General features: G+C 44.8%; 14 protein-coding genes. All 14 read right to left on the reverse strand.

Features of this window, described 5'->3' with window-relative positions:
• Positions 1–268 precede the first annotated feature (268 nt).
• The 14 genes from ltrA to AC5WJX_RS12565 all read right to left on the reverse strand — a co-directional run bounded on the left by ltrA (position 269) and on the right by AC5WJX_RS12565 (position 22,876).
• A complete protein-coding gene (ltrA, locus tag AC5WJX_RS12500; RefSeq protein WP_494484770.1) occupies positions 269–1,531 on the reverse strand; it encodes a group II intron reverse transcriptase/maturase in 1,263 nt (420 codons plus the stop codon).
• A 624-nt stretch (positions 1,532–2,155) separates the two neighbouring features.
• On the reverse strand, positions 2,156–3,121 hold the full coding sequence (locus AC5WJX_RS12505; RefSeq protein ID WP_494484771.1) for an acetyl-CoA carboxylase carboxyltransferase subunit alpha: 966 nt from the start codon (positions 3,119–3,121) through the stop codon (positions 2,156–2,158).
• Between the two features lie 64 nt (positions 3,122–3,185).
• Complete coding sequence (locus AC5WJX_RS12510; RefSeq protein WP_494484772.1) at positions 3,186–5,786, reverse strand: alpha-amylase family glycosyl hydrolase; 2,601 nt, start codon at positions 5,784–5,786, stop codon at positions 3,186–3,188.
• A complete protein-coding gene (locus AC5WJX_RS12515) occupies positions 5,786–7,141 on the reverse strand; it encodes an MFS transporter (protein ID WP_440428113.1) in 1,356 nt (451 codons plus the stop codon). Before AC5WJX_RS12515 ends, AC5WJX_RS12510 begins: the two co-directional genes overlap by 1 nt.
• Before the next feature lie 9 nt (positions 7,142–7,150).
• Positions 7,151–8,893, reverse strand: a complete 1,743-nt coding sequence (locus AC5WJX_RS12520; protein WP_494484773.1) for an alpha-amylase family glycosyl hydrolase — start codon at positions 8,891–8,893, stop codon at positions 7,151–7,153.
• Positions 8,890–11,208 carry a glycoside hydrolase family 65 protein gene (locus AC5WJX_RS12525; protein WP_494484774.1) on the reverse strand — a complete coding sequence of 773 codons (2,319 nt, stop codon included), beginning with the start codon at positions 11,206–11,208 and terminating at the stop codon, positions 8,890–8,892. Before AC5WJX_RS12525 ends, AC5WJX_RS12520 begins: the two co-directional genes overlap by 4 nt.
• Positions 11,209–11,210: 2 nt before the next feature.
• The gene (gene pgmB, locus AC5WJX_RS12530) at positions 11,211–11,885 is read right to left on the reverse strand and encodes a beta-phosphoglucomutase (protein WP_494484775.1); all 675 of its coding nucleotides are present in this window, start codon (positions 11,883–11,885) and stop codon (positions 11,211–11,213) included.
• A complete protein-coding gene (locus AC5WJX_RS12535) occupies positions 11,885–13,735 on the reverse strand; it encodes a glycoside hydrolase family 13 protein (protein WP_494484776.1) in 1,851 nt (616 codons plus the stop codon). Before AC5WJX_RS12535 ends, pgmB begins: the two co-directional genes overlap by 1 nt.
• Positions 13,736–13,836: 101 nt before the next feature.
• On the reverse strand, positions 13,837–14,847 hold the full coding sequence (locus AC5WJX_RS12540) for a SusE domain-containing protein (RefSeq protein WP_494484777.1): 1,011 nt from the start codon (positions 14,845–14,847) through the stop codon (positions 13,837–13,839).
• Positions 14,848–14,865: 18 nt separating this feature from the next.
• On the reverse strand, positions 14,866–16,446 hold the full coding sequence (locus tag AC5WJX_RS12545) for a RagB/SusD family nutrient uptake outer membrane protein (protein WP_494484778.1): 1,581 nt from the start codon (positions 16,444–16,446) through the stop codon (positions 14,866–14,868).
• Positions 16,447–16,459: 13 nt separating this feature from the next.
• Positions 16,460–19,408: a SusC/RagA family TonB-linked outer membrane protein gene (locus AC5WJX_RS12550; protein WP_494484779.1), complete on the reverse strand. Its 2,949-nt coding sequence runs from the start codon at positions 19,406–19,408 to the stop codon at positions 16,460–16,462.
• Between the two features lie 432 nt (positions 19,409–19,840).
• Positions 19,841–20,851, reverse strand: coding sequence for a LacI family DNA-binding transcriptional regulator (locus tag AC5WJX_RS12555; protein WP_440428121.1), 1,011 nt, complete (start codon positions 20,849–20,851; stop codon positions 19,841–19,843).
• A 15-nt stretch (positions 20,852–20,866) separates the two neighbouring features.
• Positions 20,867–21,838, reverse strand: coding sequence for a polyprenyl synthetase family protein (locus tag AC5WJX_RS12560; RefSeq protein ID WP_440428122.1), 972 nt, complete (start codon positions 21,836–21,838; stop codon positions 20,867–20,869).
• A 66-nt stretch (positions 21,839–21,904) separates the two neighbouring features.
• Positions 21,905–22,876 (reverse strand): YpdA family putative bacillithiol disulfide reductase, encoded by a 972-nt coding sequence (locus AC5WJX_RS12565; RefSeq protein WP_494484780.1) that lies wholly within the window; start codon positions 22,874–22,876, stop codon positions 21,905–21,907.
• Position 22,877 lies beyond the last annotated feature (1 nt).

The following is a 22,877-nucleotide window of genomic DNA, read 5'->3' on the forward strand; positions in this document are numbered from 1 at the left end:
GGATTTATTATGCGCCCAAGCGGATATTGTCGCTATGATTGTCGGGGCCTTGACAAGGGGTTAACAAGGGGTTGACAAGGCCTTGACCTGGCCAGCGACGTGTGAACCCCTTGTCAACAGCGCGCTAAGCCTAGGTCAGCTGTGAACCTGGTAACCGTTTAGGGCGCCACAGCATCGAGTAGGAAGGTAATCATTATTTGAATACCTGTCCCCTCACACCACCGTACGTGCCGTTCGGCATACGGCGGTTCATTAAACATAAACAGCTTTAGGGGGTTACTATTTCTTTTAGACATAGTAGCCCCTGTTTCTTTAGAAATGCATTGTTAAGAGTCCGGGTCAGTATCGGGCTGTGTACGGCTCGCCAATGGCCTTTTCGGGTATTTCCCCATTGATAAGCCTGATCAGGGTGAACCCCAAGTTTCTCGAGTTGCTTAACGCGGGTCTTTACCTGCTTCCATTGTATCCAATAACATAGCCTAACTCGACTGCGGACCCATTCATCAAGTTCTCTGAATACAGTATGAGCTTCGCTCAGCTTGAAGTAGTTCCCCCAACCCTGGTTCAGCTGCCTGATTTGCATCATCCGATCCTCGATCGGGTAAGGTTTTCTGCGGCAGGTAATCCCCCTGATTTTATCCTTGTAAGTGCTAATGCTTTTACGGTGTACCGTAATGCCTTTGCTACCTTTCTTGTGATAAAAGGTAAAGCCCAGTAGTCTGGTTTGCCATGGACGGGTAACCACGCTCTTTTCCACGTTTACTTTCAGTTTCAGTTCCTTTTCTATGTAGGTACTGATACTTTCCATTACACGTTCTCCTGCTCGTTTGCTCTTTACATAGATACTGCAATCATCAGCATAGCGTACAAAGCGGTGACCTCGTTTCTCCAATTCTTTATCCAGTTTATCCAGAATGATATTGGAAAGCAATGGACTGAGCGGACCTCCTTGTGGCACACCTTGTTTACACGGCTCTTGTTTATCCTGATCCTGAATTTCTGCCCGCAAGATATTATGAATAAGCTTTAATAGTTTCTTATCCTGTATTTTCTTGCTCAGCTCGTTCATCAGGTAATCATGGTTTACCCGGTCAAAGAACTGCTCCAGATCGAGGTCTACAACGTGGCTGTAACCCGCATTGATGTACTCTTTTGCTTTTTCCAAAGCCTGGTATGCATTCTTCTCCGCACGAAAGCCATAACTGTTTTCTGAGAATTCGGGATCATAGATTTTAACAAGTACCTGTGAGATAGCCTGCTGGATCAGCCTGTCCATATAGGTGGGAATACCTAAGAGACGGACGCCGCCGTTTGCCTTGGGTATCCTTACCCGTTTAACTGCTTTAGGGCGATATTCGCCTTTCTCCAGCCGGGTTTTGATCAATGGCCATTCTTTGTTGAGTTGTTCATGGAAGTCGGATACTCCAACACCATCTACGCCAGCGGCACCTTTGTTGGACGTTACCTGCTCGTAAGCCGAGCGCATGTTGCTTTTACTAGTAATTTCTTCGAGTAACTTGTCGAATTGCATTTTTTTTTTTCTCTGTTTCCTTGTTTCCTTGCTTTCTTTCAAGACTTCGTTCAGCGCTCCCTATTACCTTTCTGCTTCCAGCATTATCTCTCACAGGGCAGCTCTCAATTCAGAGTTTTCTGCTTTCTTTACGATAGTCCCATTTCCAGTAGTACTCCCCGGACGTTTAATGTTCAGCCCTTCCCTTAAAAAAAAAAGGTACTATGGCCTCTGCTGACTTCTGAAAAACCGGAGGTATATCACTATGCCTCTTTGCTCCTTCAGGAAGCGCGTCTCCCTCCGGCAGCAGTTTATCAGATCTCCCCGGGTAAGAACGCAAACTTTCTCTCCATATACCTGTCGAATGTACAGCGGGATGTTTCGGATAGTTTTGGGCTTTGTTTTGTTGTGCAAACTCACCCACATCCAACTGCCTGATTCGCTTCCTGTTCGTCAGGCCAGAGATTTACCGCCGGCTTCCTTCAGATTCCTCCTCGCGAAGGACACCCTTGCCATAGGTTAACGCTTCCCACTATCAAGGCGCGTTCGGGACTTTCACCCTAGAGTTTGCGCCCGTGCCGGGCGCACACAAAAAAAGGCTGTTCATGGATCATGAACAGCCTTCGTATAAGCGTATATTTTTTCTTAGTCTTCCACAACAACACCCATCGCACAGAACTTGTCGATCCTTTTAGCGATCAGTTCGTCTGTAGGTACAGGTATAAGCTCCTGCAGATCCTTTAAGATTTGTTCTTTAACATTTTGTGCCATTGCCTCTGGGTTCTGATGTGCGCCACCCAATGGTTCCCGCACAATCCCGTCGATCAACTTGTTCTGGAACATGTCTTCTGAGGTTAATTTTAAGCATTCTGCAGCACGTTCCTTGTAATCCCAGCTTCTCCATAGGATGGACGAGCAGGATTCCGGAGAGATCACTGAATACCAGGTATGCTCCAACATGTACACGCGGTCTCCGATACCGATACCCAATGCACCACCAGATGCACCTTCTCCTACGATGAAACATAAGATCGGCACTTTCAGGATTGACATCTCAAGTAAGTTTCTCGCAATTGCTTCACCTTGTCCGCGTTCTTCTGCTTCAAGGCCCGGGTAAGCACCCATGGTATCAATAAAAGAAATTACGGGTTTGTTGAACTTTTCAGCGAGGCGCATCAAACGTAGCGCTTTGCGGTACCCTTCAGGGTTGGCCATACCGAAGTTCCTGTACTGGCGCTCTTTGGTGTTCTTCCCCTTCTGGTGTCCGATGACCATTACCGTTTGTCCGGCGATGGTAGCAAAGCCTCCAATGATGGCTTTATCATCTTTCACGGTACGATCTCCATGAAGTTCTATAAAATCTTCACAGATCATTTTTATATAATCGAGGGTTTGGGGCCGTTCTGCATGGCGGGACATCTGCACTTTCTGCCAACCGGATAGATTGCTGTAGGTAGCTTTTGTGGTAACATCCAGCTTCTCCTCCAGTTCTCTGAGCGTAGCAGACATGTCTACCTTCGTTTTTTCAGAAACCTGTTTTACTTTTTCGATTTGCTGAACCAGTTCAGCAATGGGTTTTTCGAAATCAAATGACGTTTTTATCTGTTCCATAAGCGGACTGTAAAAATAGACATTTTATTTAAAACATAACAGTGACATGCTGATTAGCTAATTTTTAGTTGCTTAAAGCACGTTTGCTATAAATATGGTACTCACCCGCTGCAAGCGTCTGTGTATAATTACTGCCACTTAAATTCAAGGTTTCTGTACTACCTGCTTCGTACCACAAGCCTGATGCGCCAAAGTCCACATTAGCCTGCCTGCTGCTTACATCGAAGTTCCCGACAACAACCACAACATTGTCGGCATCCATAAGTTTGATGTACTTAACACCACCTGCTACGCCAAACTGCACATTGCTGGTATTAAATATCGTATTCTTCTTTTTCAAATTGATGAATCTCGCGTAGGCATTATACAAAGATTTTCGTGCCGGCTGCTGGTAGTAGTTCCAGTAAACAGGCCTCTCCCCGGTTCGTCCGTTTGCATCAATACTAACGTCATAACCGAGCTCCTGAAACTGCCAGAGCATCTTCGGACCTGGAATGGCGAAGAAAAATGCAGCAGCAAGCTCTTCCCGTTTTAAAGCAGTGTTCAGGTCTTTCACCGAGTAACTACCAGAAACATTTCCATAGGAAAGGTTCTTGAACATGGTCCTTTCTTCATCATGGCTCTGCATATAGCTGATCAGGTTGTCTGATTTGCTGAAGCCATGGGTACCAAAAAAACCTCTTGAAAAATCAGATCTATCCAGATAACCCATTGTTGCCTCATTCAAACTTCCATTGAGGTTGTTCCATAACATCATGCCCTTATCCGCCAGTTCTTTTTCCTCGTTGTCCGCAGCAAAATGTTCCAGAATGACGTAGAAGTTGTTCGCATCGACACTCTTGATGTATTTGTTATATTCGTTCCAGATCGCGATCCTGCCCGCATCATAGTCGCTCCAGGCATTAACCGCGGCATCTGAGCTTCCCGAGTTCCTTTGGGTAAATCCTTTAGACAAGTCAAAGCGGTAGCCATCGATTTTATATTCTTCCATCCAGAAGCGCAGCACGTTTTTGACAAAGCTTTTCGTTGCCGCACTTTCGTGGTTGAAATCGTAACCTACGTTGTATGGATGTGTTGGATCTGGGTTAAACCAAGGGCTATTTGCCGCAGGTTTATTGGTAGACTTGTCGAAGTATAGCTGTACCATCGGCGATTGCCCGAAAGAATGGTTTAACACCATATCCAGTATAACTGCGATGCCTCTGCCGTGGCACTCATCTATAAATCGCTGCAACATTACCTTGCTGCCGTAGTATTTATCAGGGGCAAAATAAAAAGAAGGGTTATAACCCCAGCTGGAATTACCTTCAAATTCATTTACCGGCATCAGCTCTATGGCATTCACGCCAAGGCGGCTGAGGTAGTTCAAGGTATCTGTTAGGGTATTGTAGTTATTGCTCTTCAGGAAATCTCTAAGATGCAGCTCATAGATCACCAGCTTGTTCTTTTCCGGTCTTCTAAACGTATTGTTCTTAAAGGTATAAGCCGGTTTATTGGCTTGCATGACACTCACAACGCCAGTCTGACCTGCCGGATAAGCGGGCACTGCGGCAAGCTGGCCAGCCGACAGGTATTGGTCGTTATCAGGATCCAGTACCAGTTCTGCGTATGGGTCCGCTACCTTCAGGGTACCATCAAACAGATACTGGTAAGTATAGGGCTTGTTGGCATCCAGCTGATCGATCTGGATCCACCATTTCTTCCCATCCGGCGTCTTTTTCATCTGCTGCGCAGCATCAGCGCTCCAGTTATTGAAACTTCCAATCAGGTAAACACTGTTTTTTTCCGGTGCAGTTAAGGTCAGGATTGCCGAGCTGCCACCGTTTATATATACCACACCCTCTTTGGCCTGTGCAGGCAGTTCCGCAACCTGTGCTTCAGCTGTTGCAAGTAGCTGAATAGAAGCAGTTGTCTTCAGCCCTGCAGCAGTGCCTTCAACCACAATCTGCTGCAGACCAGGCTTAGTAATTTTAACTTTTCCAGCGATGCTTGTGACATTTGCAGCAGTTGCAAAGCTTTCACCGTTAAGTGTTAACTTCAGGTCAGCCGCTACAGAAGCCGCTGCCGAGATATAGACCTCTGATCCAACAAGAGCCACGTTAACCACTGCTGAAGGTTGATAATTGAAGTTTAACTCCGGCGAGGTGATCTTTAGGCCAAGCTTGCCCGTTTCGTAAAGCGGCAGGTAGATATCGGATCCGTCCGTATTCCGGGCTACGGCCTGCCCATCAGAGGTTCTAAAAAGCATGACCAGCTTCAGCACTTGCTCCGTAGCCGGAACGCCGAAGAATGTTCTTGGATTGATGCTGATCTTGTACTTATCCGGACCGCTTGCCGTCATTTTCGCCGCAGCATCTGCGGTATTAAAGGAAGCACTTTTAACATATTTCCAATCGCTGGGGCCGGTACTCTTATCCGTGATCAGGCCCGCATAGATGTAGATATCCTTGTTTATGCCTTGCAGGCCTTTATCACCTTTAGCGGCATCAAATTCCAGCTCGAAGGTATCATCAGCTGTAGGAAACTCTTTTGAAGTAGAAATTAAACCTGTTGCCGTGCTAACTGGCAGTGTTTCAGGGCCGGTAACCTGTTCTTCAGGATTACTTTTACGGCATGCGGAGGCCGTTACCCATAGGATAAGCAGCAGACAGGAAAGTTTTTTCACTAAATTTTCTCTTTATTGTTTTGGATGTACAAGACAGAAATAGCGCCTAAGATCATGAAGATCCCGGCCAGTACAATTGCATAGATGGCCTCTCCATTGTAGAACTGCTTCACGATCATGCCACCGAAGAATCCATTAACGATCTGCGGCATCGTGATGAAGAAATTAAATATCCCCATGTAAACGCCCATTTTACGCGCCGGGATGGAGCTGGAAAGGATCGCGTAAGGCATGGAGAGGATACTACCCCAGGCAAGTCCTATTCCGATCATGGAAAAGATTAGATAATCCGGATTGGTGATGAAGTAAATAGAAAGCAATCCGGCGCCGCCGCAAACCAGAGAGAAAGCGTGCGCAATCTTGCGACTGGTTTTGTCGGCAATCCAGGGTAAGATCAGCGCATATGCAGCTGAAATACCATTGTAGATCCCAAATAAGAATGCCACCCAATTTGCCGCATCCGCAAACTGCGCAGACGTGGTATCTCCGGGTGTTACTTTATAGATGTGCTGTGCCACTGCCGGTGTAGTAAAAACCCACATGGAGAATAAGGCGAACCAGGAGAAGAACTGCACCACACCAAGTTGTTTCATGGTTAATGGCATGTTCTTGAAATCCTTAAAAATGGTCATCAGGCCATGTTGCTCTTCCTGTATAGGCGTAGTATGATGGCTTTCCATTTCTTCCGGTGAATATTCTTTAGTGGTGATGACCGTCCACAAGATGGTGGCGATAAGCACCGCAGCACCTACGTAAAAGGAATAAATCACGTTATTAGGAATCTGGCCTTCTACTGCGACTTTGGACACGCCAACATACTCGGAGAGGATGTATGGCAGCCAGGAACCGACAATGGCACCCGAACCGATCAGGAAGGTTTGCGTGGAGAAACCAAAGCTCCGCTGACTTTCAGGCAGCTTATCACCTACTAAGGCACGGAAAGGCTCCATCGCAACGTTTATGGAAGCATCCATGATCATCAGCATACCTGCACCAATGATAATGGGTGGTAACAATCCGGCCAATACTGCCGAATTCGGCATCAGAATCAAAGCCATGGCAGTGAGCAACGCACCAATCATAAAATAAGGTCTTCTTCTGCCGAACCTGTTCCAGGTGCGGTCGCTGTAATGTCCGATGATCGGTTGCACGATCATACCCGTTAATGGGGCGGCCAGCCAAAACAAAGATAGATGCTCTACATCTGCGCCGAAGGTCTGCAGGATTCTGGACGCGTTTCCGTTTTGCAAAGCAAAACCGAACTGTATTCCAAAGAAACCCATGCTCATGTTAAAGATCTGAAGCTTACTCAGGCGAGGTTTGGAGGCTACTTGTTTTTGGCTGACCTGTTCCATATCGTGTATTTAGAATTTAATAATTTGTGCCGCGGAAGGCGCTACCTTCACGCGAATAGATTGACCGTTAATTTGAACTTCAGAATCATTTAGTAGATCCTTTGCTGCAGCCGCTGTTGCTCCGGATAATACCTCGGCAGGGATGTTAAGCGCAGCCTCGAAGGTTTGTTCGCGGTTGAAGTTTACCACGATAAGCATCCGTTCTTTCGCCGTGTACCTGAAGTAGGCATAAGCGCGATTGTTGTTTTCTAAAGGCAAATTATAATGTTTACCACTGACGATGGCATCAGATTGACCAGCGATATGGAATAGCTTAGTATAGAAAGCCCTTAATGCCTTTTGCTCATCGCTAAGTAGTGCACCATCATATTTACCGTTGTTAACCCATTGCTGTAAAGCAGGGACACCCCAGTAATCGAAGATCGTGCTGCGGCCATCATCACCGCTGAAGCCAGAAACACCTTCTGCTTTTTCACCCACTTCCTGTCCGGAGTATAACATTACCGGACCGCCGGAGAGTGTAGCCGAAACGACCATCGCCGGCACAGCTAACCAGGGGTTAGCAGCGAAAGCTTTTGAAGCAATACGCTCTTCATCATGGTTCTCCAGGAAACGCAACATCTTGTTCCCAAAAGTTGCACTCTCCACTTGCCATACATGATCGATATCGGCGGTTTTTGCATGTTCTTCATTGCGTATCAAACGCTTTAAGCCATCATAAAGACCCACTTTGTCGTACAGATAGTCGAACTTGCCTTTAGTTAAATAGGTTTCATAAGCGGTGGGATCATAGGCTTCACCAATAAACACCAGCGAAGGCTTAACCTTCTTCAGTTCTGGGATAACCCAGTTCCAAAACTCTACAGGCACCATTTCTGCAACATCACAACGGAAGCCGTCAACACCTTTGTTGCTCCAGTAAACCAGAATGTCGCGCATTTTGGTCCATACCGGTGGAATTGGATCGAAGTGCGTCTGGTTATTGTTCTGGTAGTCTACACCATAGTTTAGCTTGACCGTTTCGTACCAGTCGTTTTTACTTGGTGCTTCAGAGAAAACGTTATTGCCGGTAGCTTTCGCCGGGCTTTCAGAAAACCTGCCGTCTTTCAGGGAAGCTAATCCGTCGTTAACGTTGGTATCTACAGGTGCTACGAAATCTTTTCCGGGCACATAGTAATAGTCATTACGCGGGTGGTAAGCTACGGTTTTATCATCCTGTGCACCGAAGTCGATCACCTTTGCAGGTTTCGCTTTCGATTCATAACTTCTGGCAACATGGTTTGGCACGAAGTCGATGATCACCTTCAAGCCGTTCTTGTGCGTACGTTCCAGCAGTGCCTCAAATTCCTTCATGCGGTTTTTGACATCTACGGCAAGATCCGGATCCACGTCATAATAGTCGCGGATGGCGTATGGAGATCCCGCACGACCTTTTACTACATCAGCGTCCGCCGTTGGAATACCATACTTGCTGTAGTCCGTAAGACTTGCATGGGCAATCACGCCAGTGTACCAAACGTGGGTGATACCCAGTTCCTTGATCCCATCGATCGCTTTCTGGTTGATGTCGTTGAATTTCCCACTGCCATTCTGTTCAATGGTGCCAAAAGGAATATTCTGCGATTTGGTGTTGCCGAATAACCTCGGCAACATCTGATAGATCATTAGTTTGTCCTTCTGTTGTGCTACAGCACTTTCCAGACCAGTTGCAGACATCATTGTCATAAGTACCAGATATTTTAGTTTTCTCACAGGCTCAATGTTTTTAAAGATATCTTTTTCTCGCCCCGCGCGATGTCAAATGTCTTATTAAATACGCTTACTGCAATTGTTTCCGCGCTGTTGTTTACGATGGAAAGCTCATCTGCACTGATCTTGATCTTCAACTGTGTACCTCTGAAACCAATATTAAAGGAGAAGGATTTCCACTGACTAGGCAAGAATGGATTAAACTGAAGCTTATTATCACGAACTTTCATGCCGGCAAAACCTTCCACAATACTCATCCAGGTACCTGCCATTGAAGTGATGTGTAATCCATCTTCGGTATCGTTGTTATAATCATCCAGGTCCAGGCGTGCGGTGCGCAGGTAAAACTCGTATGCTTTTTCTTCATCGCTTAAACGTGCAGCAAGGATGCTGTGTACACATGGAGATAATGAACTTTCGTGTACCGTGCGCGACTCATAAAATTTGAAGTTGCGTTTCAGCGTTTCGATGTCAAACTCATCTTCGAAGAAGTACATGCCTTGCAGCACATCCGCCTGTTTGATGAAACATGAACGAAGGATCCTGTCCCAGCTCCACTTCTGGTTTAAGGGGCGTTCCGCTGCCGGAAGGTCAACCACAAGCATCTGCTCTTTGTCCATATAACCGTCTTGCTGCAAGAACACACCTTGTTTCTCATCGTAAGGATAGTACATCTGATCAGCGATGCTGCTCCAGTCTTCGAACTCTTTGGTGTTGAAGTTTACTTTTGACAGGATAGCTTCATATTTTGCTGCATCCTGCTCTTTAACTGCTTCAGCAGCTTCCTGTGCGTAACGCAGGCACCATGCAGCCAATTTATTGGTGTACCAGTTGTTATTGATGTTGTTCTCGTATTCATTCGGACCGGTTACGCCAAGGATTACATACTTGTTCTTTTCAGTGCTCCAGTTTACCCGTTGTTTCCAGAACCTCGCAATGCCGATCAGCACTTCCAGTCCGTGTGATGCCAGGTAACTTGCATCTCCGGTATAGCGGATGTAGTTGTAAATAGCGAAAGCAATCGCACCGTTCCGGTGGATCTCCTCGAAAGTGATCTCCCACTCATTGTGGCACTCCTCACCGTTCATGGTCACCATTGGATACAGTGCCGCGCCATCTTTGAAGCCTAACTTCTCTGCATTTTCGATTGCTTTCTGCAGTTGATTGTGGCGATAAACCAAGAGGTTTTTCGCAACTTCCTGTGGCGCTGTTGCCAGGTAGAAAGGGATGCAATATGCTTCGGTATCCCAATAGGTCGAACCCCCGTATTTCTCGCCGGTGAAACCTTTCGGACCGATGTTTAATCTTGCATCTTTACCAGTATAGGTTTGGTTCAGTTGGAAAATATTAAAGCGGATAGCTTGTTGTGCAGCAACATCACCTTCAATCAGGATGTCACCTTCTTCCCACTTGTTAGCCCATGCCGCAACTTGTGCTTCGAACAGCTTGTCAAAACCTGCCGCTACTGCACGATCTCCCGCAGCAGTTGCTGCTTTTTGTAGTTCTGCTTTATCGTAGTTCTGTGAAGAAACGTTAGCAGCATATTTATAAATGGTGACGTTGTCGCCTTCCTTAACATTTACTTCAAGACTCGAAGCAATGTATTTCTCTTTTTCCAGAGGTGTAGCTTTCGTTGCTACCAATTCGTTGTTCAGGTAAACCTGCGTGTTTGTAGCAGTACAAACTTCGAAGTTTGTCTTTTTGGTTCTTAAGGTGATGAAAGCAGTATCTGCCTCAAAACCTTTGTTTACCTCTTCCCAGAATTTTTCATCGTAGTTGGAATCCTGGTTCTTCACATCACCATCAATGGATGAAGTGATGCGCAGCACACCGCTGAAGTTCTTTGCTACAACCTGGTATTGGATCGCTGCAAGCTCATCATCAGCGATGCTGCAGAATCTTTTGGCTACCACACTTAGTAGTTTCCCGGAGGGTAGTTCTGCAGAGAATGAACGTTGAAGATAACCTTCTTTCATGTTGAGCACACGCTGGAACTCACTTACTTTGGCGGTGTTCAGGTCTAGTGTTTCGCCATCAGCTTTGATGTCGATACCAATCCAGTTCGCAGCATTCAGCACTTTTGCGAAGTAGTCCGGATAGCCGTTCTTCCACCAGCCTACGCGGGTCTTGTCCGGGTAATATACACCTGCCACATAATTGCCCTGCAGCGTATCGCCAGTATAGGCTTCTTCGAAATTCGCCCGTTGGCCCACCCGGCCGTTTCCGATACTGAATAAGCTTTCAGAGATTTTATTTAAATGAGGATCAAAACCTTCCTCTACGATGTTCCACTCGCTTGGTTTGATATAGTTTTTCATTCTTATGCTTTGTCGTTTACCAGGTCAATAATTTGAGATACGGAGATTTCAGAAAGATCTTTGATCACCATATTCGCACCCTGAAGGTTGTTCTGCTGACCGACACCGATCACTTTCATTCCGCCATTGATGGCCGCCTGTACGCCGGCCTGTGCATCTTCAAACACGATGCAGTTTGCAGGCTCAAGGCCTAGTGCTTCGGCACCCTTCAGGAATACTTCGGGGTCAGGCTTGGAAGCATTTACATGATTTCCATCAATGATGGCATCAAAGTAGTGTGCAAGGTTTGTTCTTTCCAGGATCATTCCGGAGTTCTTGCTTGCCGAACCTAGGGCGATCTTAATACCTGAAGCCTTCAGTTGTTCCAGCAGTTGCAAGGTTCCCGGCAGCACCTCTTCAGCTGTCATCTTGCTGATCATCTCCACGTATTCCGCATTTTTGCCTGCAGCCAGCTCCAGCATCTCAGCTTCAGTCTTGGAAACCTTGCCCCAGTCCAGGATCATCTCGAGTGAACGCATCCGGTTTACACCTTTCAGGTGTTCATTTTGTGCTTCTGTAAAGTCAAATCCCAAGCGGTTTGCAAGTGCCTTCCAGGCTTTGTAGTGGTATACAGCGGTATCTACCAGGACGCCGTCAAGATCGAACAGGCATCCTATTTTATCAGTATTGATATTCATTAATTAAGTTCTAATACCAGTGTAGTGCTGGCAGGAATATTTATGGTGTTAATGTTATTGATTTTAGCTCCGGTAATGATATTGGTCGCTGTTGTTGCCTGCAGGATACGTTCTGCAAAGCGGGCGGTCTTTAACTCTTTCGCTTTGTCTTCAGAATTCACAATGACCATGACCGTTTTCTTGTTGTCTTCGGCATATCTGAAATAAACGAATAAGCCATCTTCGGGAACAAACTGCATCATCTTGCCGCTGGTTAGCGCTGCACTGTTTTTACGGTAGTTCGCCAGTGTACTTACAAAATCAAAAGCCTGGTTCTCCTGATCGGTTCTTCCAGCTTTGCTAAACTTGTTTACCTTGTCGCCTTTCCAGCCACCCGGGAAATCAGATCTAACCAGCCCATCCGGGTTAGAGTAGTTCTTCATCAGGATCTCTGTTCCGTAATAGATTTGTGGAATACCACGTACGGTTAACAGGATCGCCATACCGCTTTTGTATTTGTTGAAGTCTTCATTTACCATAGAGTAAAATCTGCTCATGTCATGGTTATCCATAAAGACAACATTGCTGCTTGGGTCTTTATATAAGAAGTCTTGCGCAAGTGTTGCATATAGGCGGAAGATGCCGTCTGTCCACCCTGGTTTGCCGTTTAAAGCTTCATAGATCGCATCTTTTAATACGGCGTCTGTAATACCCGGAAGGTTGGTGTCCATACCCCTGTTGGTGGTATTACCACCAGTGAAGTAAGATTGTGCTGCTGCGGAGTTTACCAGTGTCTCACCGAAAATTGAAAGCGTCGGGAACTCTGCTTTCAGCTTCAGTGCCCAGTCGGCCATGTAGGTGCCTTCGTTGTATGGATAGGTATCTAATCGTAGTCCGTCGATACCAGCATACTCGATCCACCAGATGTGATTTTGCGTCAGGTAGTTCTGTACGTAGGGATTTCTGTGATTTAAGTCGGGCATAGATGGCACGAACCAGCCGTCCAGCATGCGTTTTTTATCTGCTTCAGAAGCGTGAATATCCATCACCGGCTGATCGCGGTAGTTGGTTTGAGTATATGTTGGCCATTGGTTTAACCAGTCCTTCATCGGCATATCCTTATAGGTATAATGACCGGTACCAATGTGGTTGTGTACGATATCTTTGATAACTTTTAATCCCTTTGCATGTGCTTTTTCCACATAGGCTTTGTACAATTCGTTTGTACCATAACGCGGATCAATCTTGTAGTTATCGGTAGCAGCATAGCCATGGTAAGAGGCTTGCTTCATGTTGTTTTCAATTTCCGGAGTCATCCAGATGGCAGTTACGCCAAGTTCTTTGAAGTAATCCAGGTGATTCATCACACCCTGGATATCTCCCCCATGACGGTAGTACATGGAATCGCGGTTCAGTGCGGTTTCTGCCAGGCCTTTAACCACATCATTAGATGGATCGCCATTGGCGAAACGGTCTGGCATAAGCAGGTAAATAACATCTTTGGAGGTGACTGGCTGTATTCTTCCAGCGGTCTTATCCCGGTTTTTCAGTTCGTAGGTATAGCTGAGGTTTTTCTTTCCTTTTTGCACAAAAGTGATGGGGAACTTTCCTGCTTTTGCTTCAGGGCTGATCTCCAGATCAAGGAACAGGTAATTCGGGTTTTCTACTTTGTTTACTTTAACCAGCGACACACCGCCATAGTTAAGCTGCACAGTTGCATTGGCAATCTGATCGCCATGTACCAGCAGTTGTAGTTTTGGATTGTGCATGCCAACCCACCATGACATTGGCTCTACCCTTTCCAGTTTAGGAATTTGGGAGAATACCTGGAGCGAAGCGACTAAAAGTAAGGAGGTAAAAAGATTTCTCATTTAGCAGTTTTATTGGTTGTAAATTCTTGTGTAATGAGCGTTGAAGAGCATTGATGAAAAGAAGCCCTGCAAATGGTTTCATTTGCAGGGCAGGTATTATTTTAGTTTTTAACGATGGTGTATGTTTTTTCTACCGGATCAAGGGTGATGGTATAGTTTCCAGCTGTAGCAACTTTAATATTGTCGCCACCGTCAGTCAGCTTTCCATCTGAGCCACCAAGGTTAACATCCCAGGCGTCATTCATCCTGAACTTGATTTCACCCGCGGTCAGCGCTACGGTCATTGTCCACATGCCTTTTCCATCATTGATGAGCTTCAAGTCTGTGTCCTTATCCCAGCCACCTGGTGTAGCATCACCAATCAAACCCCATGAATCTGCGGTTGCAATTTTATAGGTGCTTTTGTTCAAGTCTACTGTGATTTTCTTTAATCCTGGGGTTCCAGCATTGATATCCCCTCCAGAAGTGCTAAGGGCATCGCCACCGCCGTCACCGTAAGCAAGATCCCATGCCTTTTTAGGCGTAATCTTGAAGGTTAGCTTATCTGCTGGCATGTTGATCAAACCTTCATAAACACCATTTCCGGTTAAGGACACCAAGCTGTCTACGGTGTCAAAGCCCCAGCCATGGTATGCACCTGGAACATAAACCCATGCAGATGCAAGGTAAGGGGTTCCGCTGATGGTGATAACATTAGAGTACGTCGGCGCGTTTGGTGCTGGTGCAGATTTCAAACGAACTTCCATTTCTGCAGGTACGCCAATTGTTGCCCCTAGGCTTAACATCATTTTGTTTAATTCTGCAACAGTTGCACTATAAGTAGTAGTTGTTACTACAGTTTCTTTCGCAGTTCTAAAGTTATTTCCTTTAAGATCAAACTGCAAAGTACTGGTTACAGGAACCTGGTAGCCGGTAACGGTTGCTATAGGAAAGGTAAAGGTAACTGCAGTTGCATCACCAGCTGCGATGTTTAGGTTTACGCTTGTCGCAGATGCAGCAAGCGTACCTGCAGGGCTGGCGTCAGATAGAACTTTATCTTCATCCTTTTTACAAGACCATAGCGAGAGCATCATCATGCCCATTGCTACAGTTTTTAAGATATTTGATTTCATGTTTTTAAGATCTTATGATTAATAACCTGGATTCTGAACTAAATTTGGATTCGCAATTAAATCGGCTGCCGGGATCGGGAAGATGTTGCGAGTCTCGTCAATTGCTTTTCCAGCTTGTTCACCACCTTTAAATGGCCATAAGTAATTGCCACCGGTAAATCTGCCATAACGGATTAAATCGGTACGACGATGACCTTCCCAGTATAGTTCTCTCGCACGTTCGTCTATAAAAAAGTTGGTAGAAATGCTACTTACATTGCCTGAGGCATTTCCATAGGCGCGGGTACGTAAGGCATTTACATATGCAATTGCTTGCGCCGTAGTACCACCTGCACCACCTCGTGTAACAGCCTCACCATAAATTAAATATTGTTCAGCAAGTCTGAAAATTGGAAAGTCAAGCGAACTCAAAGTACCGTCTAATGATGGTGCTGGTACACCCTGAGCATTTACATTTTTAAATTTAGTCACAGCCAAACCATCCGTGAAGGTATTCACATCATCTACTGTAGGTTTGTTCCCAAAAAACACACCTCGTTTGTCTAGGTTACCTTTAGTATCTGGAAACAGCGCAGGAAGATTTTGACGAGTTCTGTTTCCAACCCATGCACCATTTGGTACACCATATGATGCTGGATTCATGTCAGGATTTAATGCTGCATTGATTAAAAAAGTGGTTCCTCCAAAATTCGACCCTTTCATACCATCGTAATTAATGGTTAGAATGGCTTCTTGATTATTTTCCGTATTAGAGGTGTTGAACAAATCCTGGTAATTTGATTTCAAAGCATAACCAGCATTGATTACTTTACTGGAGTAGGTAACAGCCTCGGTGTACTTAGGTGTACCGGTGTACACTTCTGCATTCAGGTAAAGGCGAGCCAACAATGCCCAGTCTGCACCTTTATCAGCTCTTCCATACACGCTACGCGGTTCCGCTAGATCTGCTTCAATTGCCAATAATTCAGACTCAACATATTTAAATAACTCAGCTCTTGTTATCTGCTTTGGCGCTACTTTACCAATAGTATTCTCTTCTGTAACAAAAGGTGGGTTTCCAAATCCATCCATAAGTACCCAATATTGATAAGCTCGTAGGAAACGTGCTTCAGCACGGTATTTCTGGATATCAGCGGCATCATTGCCAGTGATCCCTCGTTCAGCGAGTTTCTCTGGAGTACTTTCACGAAGGAATTCGTTCACGAACGTAATCTGAATCATACTTCTAGAATACAATCCTCTTAAAAATACGTTATCAGTAGCCCAGGTAGACCTGTTTAACTCGGGAATACCAATATCATTCCAGGCACATACTGCTTCATCAGTTGTTAACTCCTGACTGGTCCAGAATAACCTTAGAAAATCTGCAAAACCTGGATCAATGCCACCGATTTCACTTGCGCTAGAACCGCTAGCACTTGTTAATCCAAATGACGCATAAAGTTTAATCAAAGCATCAGAATATCCTTTTGGTGTGGCATAAACCTCTGTAGCTGTTACATCGTTGGTAGGCCTTAGATTTAAGTCTTCCTTTTTGCAGGCACTAAAAGACATCAGGAACATTCCAGATACCAGTGCTATTTTATGTAAATTTTTCATTTTTCTTTTTGAATTAAAACCCAACATTTAGACCTAGTGTGTATGTTCTTGGTCTTGGATATAAATTGTAATCGATACCAGATGCCAACTCAGGATCTAGTCCTTTGTAATCACTGATTACAAATACATTTTGCACGTTTCCGGAAATTCTCACTGTCGTATTTCCATTTGCAGACAGCTTACCTAGATTGTAGGATAAACCAACATTATCCATTTTTAGGAAGGAAGCGTTTTTAATGTAGTAATCACTTAAGTATTGATAATTGGTAAAATTGGTATTAAGGAAATCAACGGCAGCGTTGTTGATTGGGCCGTTCGGACTTAAGATATTACTTTTGATGCCGAAATTGGAGCTTACGTTGTCATACACGTAATTACCAAAGTTTGCTCTAAGCACTGTGCTTAGCGTCCATTTCTTATAGCTAAAAGCAGTATTAAAGCCAACCGTAATATTTGGATCAGGTGATTTGTAAAAATATTGATCGCTAGTATTAATGATGCCGTCTTCATTTCTGTCTACATAAACACCTTCTAAAGGTAGTCCATCAGAATTATAAACTTGTTGGTAAACAAAGAATGCACCTGGAATTTGATTTACAGCATTATATTTCAAAGTCGTTCCTGTTGCACCGGTGATATTACCAGCACCAACCTTAGAGGCTGGATCAGGGTTTAAGGTCAAATTGGTTACTTTTCTTTTGTTGTATGCCAAGTTAAAACCGAAATCCCAGTTCACATTATCACTTTGAATGGCAGCGAAATTGATGCTAGCTTCAAATCCTCGAACCTCCATATTACCTACGTTGGTCGTTAACAAGTTGTTAAAGTTTGTACCAACTGGAATGTTAATGGTACTTAACAAATCTTTCGTTTTTTTGTAGTACGCATCCAAAGTACCGGAAATTCTTCCGCCAGCGAAACCGTAGTCAATACCAGCGTTATACGTCGTGGTCGATTCCCATCTCAAATCCGGATCATATGCTGCTGGAGTAAAGTAGTCGTAAAATTGGTCACCTACCTGATACTGGCCTGTCGGACTGTTTGCATAATACTTGGATAAATAATCGTAGTTACCAATTCCGTCCTTATTTCCAGTTTCACCATAACTCAATCTCAATTTCAAGTCAGAAAGTACTTTGCTGTCTTTAAGGAAGTCTTCACCAATTACTCTCCAGGTTAAACCTACAGATGGGAAGTATCCCCAGCGGTTATCTTCTGCGAATTTCGAAGAAGCATCAGCCCTCATGGTACCCGACAGAATATATTTATCATTTAGGGTATAGACTAACCTTCCGTAGTAAGAAAGTAGTTTGTTCTGTTCTATGCCGAATGGAAAAGTTGGTGTGGTTTGTACCGCACCGGTTGCACGGTAAGTCGGGAAGTTGAAACCAGTAACTGCATTATCATAATACCCGTAACCAGCTGTCGCATCAACACGGTGAATCCCGATATTTTTTGCATAGTTCAAATAGAACTCAGAGATTTTATTCGTTTCTTGATTTAATGACTGTGATCTTGAACCTTCAGTAGCGAATGATTGTGCTGCAAAAGCTGGAATACTGATTCTTCCATAACCTTTAGATACATCATAAGCTAAATTCAAGTTGGCATGTAATTCAGGTAAAAAATGAAAAGAATAATCCAAGCGGATGTTACCGATGCTTCTTTCCGTTTTTCCATTGTTATTATTCAGCCTAATTAGTGAAACCGGGTTTCTAGGAGCATTTGGGTTAGGAACGGCACCTTGGGTCCATTCGAAGTAGTTGCCAAATGCATTATCAGCATAGACGGACTGCGTCGGATCAAACTGAATTGCAGATGCAATAGCTCCTGCATTTGCAAAATGGCTATCCGTTAAAGATCCTTTTAAATTCAAATCAATTTTTAAGTGATTATCGAATAAAGTGGGACTAACAGTAATAGCACCTGTTGCACGTTTTAAACGGTCTGTGATAATTGTTCCTTGCTGATCCAGGTAACCACCAGATACGCGGTAAGGCACACCTTGGAATTTACCAGCAATACTTAAGTTATTATCTGTAGTAAAGGCATTTTGATATATTTCATCTTGCCAATCGGTATTTTCAGCACCCAATAAGGCCTGACGAGAAGCAGTTCCATTTGCATTAACATATTCACGAATCTGCGCAGCAGATAAAACATCTACTTTCTTCGCAACGGTTGCAATAGAGTTGTTAGTTACAAAATTGATCTCCGGTGTACCTGCGCCACCTTTTTTTGTGGTAATCAAGATTACGCCGTTTGAAGCTCTTGAGCCGTAGATTGCAGTTGCATTCGCATCTTTTAATACGGTGAAAGTTTCAATGTCGTTCGGGTTGATCAGGGCCAATGGGTTTGCCGCATTACCGATCGAGTTACCACTCAATGGCACCCCGTCAATAACGATCAAAGGATCGTTGCTTGCATTTAAGGATGCACCACCACGGATGCGGATCACACCACCACCACCTGGAGTACCACCGTTATTCACAATGTTTACACCAGCTACTTTACCCTGGATCAATTGCTCAGGTGTAGTAACGGTACCTTTCTGGAAATCCTTTGCACCTACCGTTGTAATGGAACCGGTAAGGTTCTTTTTTTCTGCAGTACCGTAACCGATTACCACAACCTCGGTAAGGTTTTGTGCATCTGGCTTCATGCTGATGTTTGTAGTCGTGTTGCCGGAGATGGTTACTGCCTGATCATACGGCGTATAGCCGATGTAGCTTACCGTTACAGTAACCGCGCCATTTGCCAGGCCGGTGATTCTGAAGTTTCCTTCAACATCGGTCGAAGTGCTTTTGTTCAGACTTTTGATCTGAACCGAGGCACCGGGTAAACCCTGACCGGTTTCATCTAAAACTTTACCGGAAAGGACCCCGGTTTGTGCTTGTACTGTAACCGCTGCAAAAAGAAACAGCAACAGTAAGCAAGACTTCATTACGTAAAATACTTTCATATTCCGAACTCGTTTTTATGGTGATATATTTAGTTAACACTTAGTGTGTATACAATCGGGGTAAATTTACAATCCAGCTTTATAATTCAAAATTTTATACTACTATTTATTTCTCAGCAATATTTTATACGCTAAAACCGTGAATTTTTGATCAAATATACTTTTTGTCAAATTTTAAAATCGTACAAACAATATTGCAAAATATTATAAATCAATATTTTACTAAATAAAACCACAGAACATGGTGTGAAAGATACACTAAGGTAGACAGGCGTGAAATTTCGGGAACGTTACCGGGATCGTTCCCGAAGAAAATGAAGGACCTGCTGCAAATTCCAAAATCAAGCCTCAGAATTCTGCGCGTTTTGGAGATTTCAGCGGAAAGATTTTGAATTTTGTTAACCTAAAAAGGTCTGATTTCTTAATGAAAATTTAACTTGCTGTAGAGGCTCTTTTCATGAGTTTAGAGTCGAGCACAACCTTGCATTTAAGGTCTACCGTTTCTGGCGCTTCCAGCATTTTGAACAGCAATGCTGCAGCTTCGATTCCGATCTTCGTAGCAGGCTGGGTAATGGTGGTAAGGGACGGGTTCAGCAGGGGCGCAATCTCCAGACTGGAGAAGCCGATCACTTTCAGATCCTTTGGAATGGAAATGTTCAGGTCGTAACAGGCGTAGTAGGTTGCAAAGGCCAGACGCTCCACCGAGGTAAATACCCCATCAGGTTTAATCTTGGTGAGCATGTTCTTCAGAATGGTATTATTCTTCCGGTAGCTGTTCGTACAATCGATCACCAGCTTTTCATCATAAGGGATGTTAAATTCCTCCAGGGCATCCAGGTAGCCTTGCATCCTGGTTTTACCGATAGATAGGTTTTTGTTGATTACCAGGTACGCGATCCGTTCACAACCCTGTTTAATCAGGTGCCGTGTAGCGGTAAAGCTGCTGTTGTAATCATTGGTAATTACCCTTGGGGTAATGATGTCTTCATACACCCTATCGAAAAAAACCAGGGGCAGGCGTTTTTCTGCAAGCTCATCCAGATAGGTATGATCATTTGCTTCGCCCGATACCGACATGATGATGCCATCTGCCCTGCCGTTGTGCAAGTGACGAATAAATGAAACCTCTTTTTCATAGTTGTCTTCGGTGGCGAAGATCAGGATATGGTAGCCCTTTTCCCTTGCAATACGTTCAATGCCATGGATCGCCTGCGAGAAGAAGTTGTTGGCAAGTTCCGGAACAATTACGGCGATGGTCTTGCTGCGCTGTTCCCGCAGATTGCTGGCATAGTGGTTGGGCTGATAGTTCAACTCTTTTGCCTTTGCCAGAATGCGTTCTTTAGTGGCCTTGTTAATATCGCTGTTATCTCTGAACGCCCTTGAAACTGTAGAAGTGGAAAGATTTAACGACTTAGCAAGTTCTTTTATATTGATGTTATGCATGGTCCATAAAGGCTGTTATTTTTTTCGCTCTGTAGTATAGCGAACCAACTGCTCCAGGCCGGTACGGGCCTCACCTTCTTCAAAGGTGTATAAGATATCGAAGGCTTCCTGCTGGTATTCCAGCATTTTCTGATTCGCATAATGCACCCCTTCTTTGGCATTCACAAAGTCAATGATCTCCGCAATCTTCTTGGGATCTTCCTGATGGTTTTTCACCAGGTTGATGATCCTTTTCTTTTCTGAACGATCTGCACGGTTCAGAGCATAGATCAGCGGAAGTGTCACTTTCTTTTCTTTGATGTCAATGCCCAGAGGTTTCCCTACATCGTCGGTTCCGAAGTCAAAAGTATCATCTTTTATCTGAAAGGCAATACCCACTTTTTCACCAAATAACCGCATTTTTTCAATTGTCGCCTCATCAGCACCAGCTGAAGCTGCACCACAGGCACAGCATGAGGCAATGAGCGATGCTGTCTTCTGACGGATCACGTCGAAGTACAAACTTTCGCTGATATCCATTTTCCTGACCTTCTCAATCTGCAGCAACTCCCCCTCGCTCATTTGCTTTACCGCTTCTGAAACGATCTGAAGTAAACGGAATTCATTGTTGTTCACCGAAAGCAACAGTCCCTTCGCCAGCAGGTAATCACCCACCAGTACGGCAATCTTGTTCTTCCATAAAGCATTGATCGAAAAGAAACCTCTACGTTCATAGGCGTTATCTACCACATCATCATGCACCAGCGTAGCGGTGTGCAGCAGCTCCACCAGAGCAGCGCCGCGATGGGTGGATTCCAGAATACCACCACAGAGTTTGGCAGCAAAAAAAACAAACATAGGCCTGATCTGCTTCCCTTTGCGCTTAACAATGTAATGGGTAATCCGATCTAAAAGCGGGGCGTCACTGTGCATTGAAGCCTTGAATTTCTCTTCAAAGGCACTGATGTCCGCAGCTATGGGTTGTTTAATTTGATTTATTCCTGGCATTCAGGTTTTGAAATGTTTGTGCAAACTTAACTAAAATCCTTTATATGCCGGCTTTAATTAGAGATATCAGGATTGCAGGCTTTTGATGTGGTCAAATATCTGAACCGCATGTACCCGCGAATTTTCTATAAACCACTTATGGGTATCCATACCGCCACAGACCACCCCAGCCAGGTAAAACCCAGGCGTACTGCTCTCCATGGTCTCCGGATTGTACACTGGACAGTTTGCCACATCGCCCGATAGCTCCAACCCCAGGTTCTTTAGCAACTTGAAATCCGGCGTGTAGCCTGTTGTGGCAATCACGAAGTCATTCTCCAGCACAACTTCGCCCTCCGGCGTTTGAATATGCACGGTATCGGGCTCAATGGAACTCAGGGTAGAGCCGTAATAAACCTTAATGGCACCTTCCTTGATCCGGTTCTCAATGTCCGGGCGTACCCAGTATTTCACATAAGAACCTATCTCCTGGCCACGGATCACCAAGGTCACCTGCGCGCCCTTCCGGTAGGTTTCCAGTGCCGCATCTATGGCGGAGTTGTTGGCTCCAACCACCACCACGCGCTGAAAAGCGTATTGGTGTGGATCTTTATAGTAGTGGGTAACCTTCGGCAGATCCTCACCCGGAATATTCATCAGTACCGGCACATCATAGAACCCGGTGGATACGATCACGTACCTGGTCTTATAGTGTCGCTTGGCAGTCTGTACATCAAACAGGCCATCTTCGTTCTTCCGGACGCTATCAACTCTTTCATACAAGTGGATGTTCAGCGAAAACTTCTCCGCCACCCGGCGATAATATTCCACCGCCTCATTGCGGTTCGGCTTTGGATTTATACTTACAAAAGGGACATCCCCGATCTCCAGACGCTGCGAGGTTGAAAAGAAGGTCATGAATACCGGATAGTTGTACAAGCTATTCACCAATGCACCCTTTTCGACAATAACGTAACTTAAACCCGCTTTCTTCGCTTCAATTGCACAGGCCATGCCTATCGGACCGGCACCTATAATCAGGACATCGTAATCTACCATA

It is taken from the genome of Pedobacter sp. NEAU-ZC8 (genome assembly GCF_059278965.1).

Bases quoted from the DNA above. Each gene is read 5' to 3' on its own strand.
- AC5WJX_RS12515 (WP_440428113.1), bottom strand. From the start codon at position 7,141: ATGGAACAGGTCAGCCAAAAACAAGTAGCCTCCAAACCTCGCCTGAGT.
- AC5WJX_RS12550 (WP_494484779.1), bottom strand. From the start codon at position 19,408: ATGAAAGTATTTTACGTAATGAAGTCTTGCTTACTGTTGCTGTTTCTT.
- AC5WJX_RS12565 (WP_494484780.1), bottom strand. From the start codon at position 22,876: ATGGTAGATTACGATGTCCTGATTATAGGTGCCGGTCCGATAGGCATG.
- AC5WJX_RS12560 (WP_440428122.1), bottom strand. From the start codon at position 21,838: ATGCCAGGAATAAATCAAATTAAACAACCCATAGCTGCGGACATCAGT.
- AC5WJX_RS12535 (WP_494484776.1), bottom strand. From the start codon at position 13,735: ATGAGAAATCTTTTTACCTCCTTACTTTTAGTCGCTTCGCTCCAGGTA.
- AC5WJX_RS12540 (WP_494484777.1), bottom strand. From the start codon at position 14,847: ATGAAATCAAATATCTTAAAAACTGTAGCAATGGGCATGATGATGCTC.
- AC5WJX_RS12545 (WP_494484778.1), bottom strand. From the start codon at position 16,446: ATGAAAAATTTACATAAAATAGCACTGGTATCTGGAATGTTCCTGATG.
- pgmB (WP_494484775.1), bottom strand. From the start codon at position 11,885: ATGAATATCAATACTGATAAAATAGGATGCCTGTTCGATCTTGACGGC.
- ltrA (WP_494484770.1), bottom strand. From the start codon at position 1,531: ATGCAATTCGACAAGTTACTCGAAGAAATTACTAGTAAAAGCAACATG.
- AC5WJX_RS12505 (WP_494484771.1), bottom strand. From the start codon at position 3,121: ATGGAACAGATAAAAACGTCATTTGATTTCGAAAAACCCATTGCTGAA.
- AC5WJX_RS12555 (WP_440428121.1), bottom strand. From the start codon at position 20,851: ATGCATAACATCAATATAAAAGAACTTGCTAAGTCGTTAAATCTTTCC.
- AC5WJX_RS12525 (WP_494484774.1), bottom strand. From the start codon at position 11,208: ATGAAAAACTATATCAAACCAAGCGAGTGGAACATCGTAGAGGAAGGT.